This window comes from uncultured Ruminococcus sp., from assembly GCF_937915125.1.
Lineage (GTDB): Bacteria > Bacillota > Clostridia > Oscillospirales > Ruminococcaceae > Ruminococcus_C.
The window spans coordinates 1-1,989 of sequence record NZ_CALDMP010000041.1 but is presented as its reverse complement, the minus strand read 5'-3'; the positions used below and the strand labels follow the sequence as shown (position 1 = coordinate 1,989).

Sequence of the window (1,989 nt, the reverse complement as noted above, 5' to 3'; positions counted from 1 at the left end):
ACGGAAAAGATGCAAGCATATGACGTGCAAAGCCGCCAGGCGCTCTTTGTGCGGTATTGCCTTAGGTAAAGCGTGATTTGCAGGCTTTTCTGTCGGGAAAAGTTACTTTTTTTCACCATTCCTCATTCTATTTACTGTCTCAGCTGGATGGGCATCAGCAGGAAAATAAAGCTTTCGCCCTGCGGCGGCACCAATTTTGCCACACGATTGCCGCCGGTGAGCTGGATCTTGATCTGATCGCAATCCGCTGCACGTACCGCATCCAGCAAAAACCGGTTATCAAAACCAATGGTCACATCCGGACCGCTGATCTGCGCCGGGATCTTGTCGTTGATCTCGCCAATACCGGTCTTGCACCAGATCCCCAGAGAATTCCCCGAGAACGTGCACCGCACCGGCGCATTATATTTGCCGCTGATCAGCAGGGAACACCGTTCCAGGCAGCGTGTCAGCTCACTGGCATCAATGGTGATCTCCGTATCAAAGGCAGACGGAATGCTGCTGCGATAATTGTGGAATTCACCCTCCAGCAGCCGGGAAAATACCGTATAGCCGTTGAATTCAAACACCACATGCCGGCGGTCTGCGGAGATAGTGCAAAGCTCCTCCGCCTCATCCCGGAGCATGTTTGCCACCTCCAAAAGGGTACGCTTCGGTACCACAAACCGATAAGGCTCAGCGCTGGAGATGGGCTCCTGGCGCACTGCCAGACGATAGCCGTCAATGGCAGCCACATGGAGCGTGTCGCCTTCCACTTCAAACAATTCGCCGGTGAGCACCGGCTTTGCCTCGCTGACAGATGCCGCATAATGTGTCTGGCGGATCATGGAGCCCAGCACCGGCTGTTCGATCTGCATTCCGGCACTGAGATCCAGACTGGGCAGCGCCGGATATTCCTCCGCAGACATGGCGGAGATCTGAAACTCCGTGGCGTCGCAGAACAATTTTACCACGAAGTTGTCATCCACTTCCATGGTCACTCTATCCCCGGAAAACCGGCGGACAGCTTCACTAAGCAGACGTGGGAGAATCACAAACTCGCCCACACTGCTGGATTCCACCTCAATGCTGCGCTGAATGCCGAATTCCAGATCATAGCCTGTCAGTTCCAGGATATCATGATCCAGACGCAGTTTCAACCGTTCCAGCGCCGGAATGGTGGATTTCTGAGAGACACCCTTTGCAACATGCGTGATCGCCGTGCAGAATGTCTGTCTGTCACAAGTAAATTTCAACATAATTTGTTCTTCCTTATATACATAGCAAAAACCGGAGTTTCCGCTGTTTCAAAGTGCTTGGGATAATTGATATAAACCTTGCGGATCTTATCCGCATCTCATTATTGTTATAGAAAATCCGTACTGTTTTCCATTTGTCCGTCCTGAGTGTACAGTTTTGTAATGTCCATCCCAGGCGGACAACCCAAACCCTACCTTATGAGAAAGCAGCGGAGCTGCAAAACACAACAAAACAAACAAATAAAAAGATAGTAGTCGTAGTAGAGGGCTGGAAACTGTGGAAATCCCCCTTTTGCATGGAGTTTGCGAAAGATCTTCTGCACACAGCCGCCGTGGAAATTTTCCGGAAAAGTGGAGACTTTTCACAGCTGTGGAGATCTTGAAACATTGTGGAGTGGAAAGGGAAAGTTTGTGGAGAAATCGGTGGAGAACCGGGCTTCTCCCGTTTTGGGAATCCACAGCCTGTGGAGAATGCATTACACAGGATTCCACAGGGCTTTTCACAAGTGAATCTGCCCTTGTCCGGAACGGTACAGGGATATGGGGGATTTTTTCTCCACATGACTTTTCCACAGGTTGTTGAAAGTGGTGTGGAAAACCGGATTGCTATTGTGGAGATGGGGTGGAAAGTGCGGTTTAGCGGTGAAAATTGGGGTGTTGATTTGAAAACGTTCCACTGGAACGTTTTCAAGATCTAGGGCAATACCGCACAAAGATTGTGCGTCAGATGCGCCGTCAGATTTTTCGTCAG

General features: G+C 50.4%; 2 protein-coding genes. Both read right to left on the bottom strand.

Features of this window, described 5'->3' with window-relative positions:
• Positions 1–131 precede the first annotated feature (131 nt).
• Positions 132–1,238 carry a DNA polymerase III subunit beta gene (gene dnaN, locus Q0418_RS04445; protein ID WP_298482627.1) on the bottom strand — a complete coding sequence of 369 codons (1,107 nt, stop codon included), beginning with the start codon at positions 1,236–1,238 and terminating at the stop codon, positions 132–134.
• Positions 1,239–1,738: 500 nt separating this feature from the next.
• The coding region (locus Q0418_RS04440) for a hypothetical protein (RefSeq protein ID WP_298482625.1) at positions 1,739–1,989 on the bottom strand (251 nt) is incomplete at its 5' end.

Bases quoted from the DNA above. Each gene is read 5' to 3' on its own strand.
- dnaN (WP_298482627.1), bottom strand. From the start codon at position 1,238: ATGTTGAAATTTACTTGTGACAGACAGACATTCTGCACGGCGATCACG.